Origin of the sequence: Lentihominibacter sp. (assembly GCF_046951855.1) — a bacterium.
Taxonomy (GTDB): domain Bacteria; phylum Bacillota; class Clostridia; order Peptostreptococcales; family Anaerovoracaceae; genus Lentihominibacter; species Lentihominibacter hominis.
In genome coordinates this window covers 1-2,772 of record NZ_JBKTXS010000050.1, presented here as the reverse complement: position 1 = coordinate 2,772, position 2,772 = coordinate 1, and the positions used below count along the sequence as shown (strand labels likewise).

Below are 2,772 nucleotides of genomic sequence, written 5' to 3'. Positions count from 1 at the left end.
ATTCTTTCACAAAAATCTCTTACAGCTTCCGGCGTATATCCTCTCCTTCGAATGCCGGCTATAGTCGGCATCCTCGGATCGTCCCATCCATCGACCGTTCCTTCATCCACCATTGCTTTGAGATAACGCTTACTCATAACAGTATTGGTGAGATTCAATCTTGCAAACTCTATCTGCTGCGGAGGCGCAGGCCATTTACCCACTTCTCTGAGAACCCAATCATAGAGAGGTCTGTGATCCTCAAACTCAAGGGTACAAATAGAATGGGTTATTCCCTCTATAGCATCTTCTATAGGATGTGCAAAGTCATACATAGGATATATGCACCATTTATTTCCTGTATTATGATGTTCTGCATGAGCTATTCTATAAATAACCGGATCTCTCATATTCATGTTCGGAGAAGCCATATCTATCTTAGCTCTGAGCACTTTCTCTCCGTCAGAAAAATTCCCCTGTTTCATTTCATCGAAAAGTTTCAAATTTTCTTCAATGCTTCTGCCTCTATAAGGACTTTCTCTTCCCGGTTCTTTAAGAGTACCTCTATACTCTCTGATCTGTTCTGAATTAAGGTCACACACATATGCTTTTCCCTTTTTTATAAGGATAATTGCACACTCATACATTTCATCAAAGTAATCAGACGCCCACAGTCTTTCATCCCACTGGAATCCCAGCCATCTCACATCTTCTTCAATCGAATCAACATATTCTGTATCTTCCTTTACAGGATTAGTATCATCATATCTTAGATTACACTTGCCATTATATTTCTCGGCTGTTGTAAAATTAAGGCAGATAGACTTGGCATGTCCTATATGAAGATATCCGTTTGGTTCCGGCGGAAATCTGGTGTGGACCTTATCTCCGTATTTTTGTGTCTCAAGATCCTTATCTATAATGTTATGAATAAAATTAGAAGCAGCTTCATTGCCGGCCTCTTCCCTAATGTTTTCTTTTTTTATATCGACCATCGTTCCCTCCGTAAAAATAAAATCGCCGTATTTTCGGCTACCTATGCAGAAATAAGCATATACCCTTTATATTATACTACTTGCAATATGTACTCTGCAATGTAAATATGGTTCCCGATATTGCAGATTATATTGTAAAAATGACCTTTTCGAGAAATACTCGTATTGTATATTCATGATGTATGCTGTAAACATTATATATGTTAAGGCAGATTTTTTTGACTGCACCGTAATATCAATCCCTGTGACATTGACTATGTCTATATCAAAAAAGAAGTCTCTGCACTTTTTATCTTCAGCGATTCCGCTGCACCATACGATCTTTGAAACGCCATCACTTGGCCGTATTTTCTTTATCAGTTCTTCCATTTCTCTGAGCATATATATTTTACATCAATGCTATTAGCCTTTATAAAAAAATAATGCAAATGAAGTCTCACTTTCATCTGCATTAATAACACTTGAATTTTTACACAGCTTTTACGCTTATGACACAATAAAATTTCTCAGTCTCCGCTATAGTCAAACCGGCTATCTTTAATATTTATTCCCTTTAGTAAGACGCTTCATATCAAACTGACTGTTGCAGTATCCGACTCTTAAAGAAAGAGCGTATTCTTTGGCACACTGCATCTTTATGTTGTATATATTTTCATCATCTTCAAAGAAAATGTCAAACCTTACGCCTTTTGAAAAGATCTTCCGGTGATACGTATATCTGAGTATTGACTGTGCGCATGTCAGCTGATTAGTTGCTTTCTGCACAATCCTATGTTCAATAGGTTTGCTCTCTTTTCCTTTACAATATACTTGTATTAAATTATCTGCCTGCAGAAGTTTTTCTTCTGAAAATCAGTATAGTCACTCCTGCTGCGATCATTATCATAAACCATAGTACATTATTGCTTTTATCGCCTGTTTCAGCTGACTTATCGGAATCCGGTTTAACCTGTTCCGGCTTATCGCCCTGATCGTCTCCACCGGGAGGAATTGCGGTTCCTTCTTTTTCCCATTCAGCGGTGAGTTTCACGGCCTTGCCGTCAAGTGTGTTTTTATCAAAATTCCAAAAGGCTTCTTCGCCTTTTGCTTTCCAGCCCTTAAATGTGTATCCGGTTTTAACAGGGACTTCCGGTTTTACAGCTTTCTGACCGTCTAAAATTGTCTGCATTTTCTGTGGTGTATCATCACCGTACTTTACATCTCCATCATAGAAGGATACTGTGTAATAGTCAATATCAACTACAATTGCCTGTCCATCTCCCGTGATGTCTTTTCCTGTGTCTGTTTCTCCTATATAAATATCATATGTTCCATTAAGAAGCTGAAGATTTTCCGTATAATCAACGGCAGGTTCCTGGCTTCCCTGTACTTTAAGTTTGAAGTCACTTGTGACCGTTTCTTCTGTTCCGTCTACTTTTGTTTTGAGAGTGAGAGCGAACCACTCACCCGGGATCTTTGTAAGCTGATCCGGCTTATCTTCGCCTTCAAGGACGGTAAGGGTTGGGTAATATCCTGTTCTCAGCGTCCATTTATCTGCAGGGAACAAAGTTTTATTAACTGCCACATCTGCCGCTGAGATAGTTTCTCCGTTTACTGTTTTTTCTCCCACAGGAGACGGCTTACCTGTTGATAATTCAAGAGTTTCAGAAGCATAGCAACCACCAATAGTCCCATCGGATTTTTTCCCCACTATACGATTGACATTAGCTGTACCTTCGACAGATTCACCTAATGCCACACAGTTTTCAACAGAATCTCCGTATAACTGCCCTACTATTCCGCCAACCTTTTCCTGTCC

Annotated in this window: 2 protein-coding genes and 1 pseudogene; all 3 read right to left on the bottom strand. The window is 39.2% G+C overall.

The window, feature by feature from the left end:
• Nucleotides 1-974 (bottom strand): annotated as a pseudogene (glnS, locus tag ACLR96_RS09695) (glutamine--tRNA ligase); the annotation flags it as partial.
• 537 nt (nucleotides 975-1,511) lie between these two features.
• Nucleotides 1,512-1,739: a hypothetical protein gene (locus tag ACLR96_RS09690; protein ID WP_177268288.1), complete on the bottom strand. Its 228-nt coding sequence runs from the start codon at nucleotides 1,737-1,739 to the stop codon at nucleotides 1,512-1,514.
• A 55-nt stretch (nucleotides 1,740-1,794) separates the two neighbouring features.
• Nucleotides 1,795-2,772: InlB B-repeat-containing protein (locus tag ACLR96_RS09685; RefSeq protein ID WP_412265788.1), on the bottom strand; the 978-nt coding region annotated here is incomplete at its 5' end.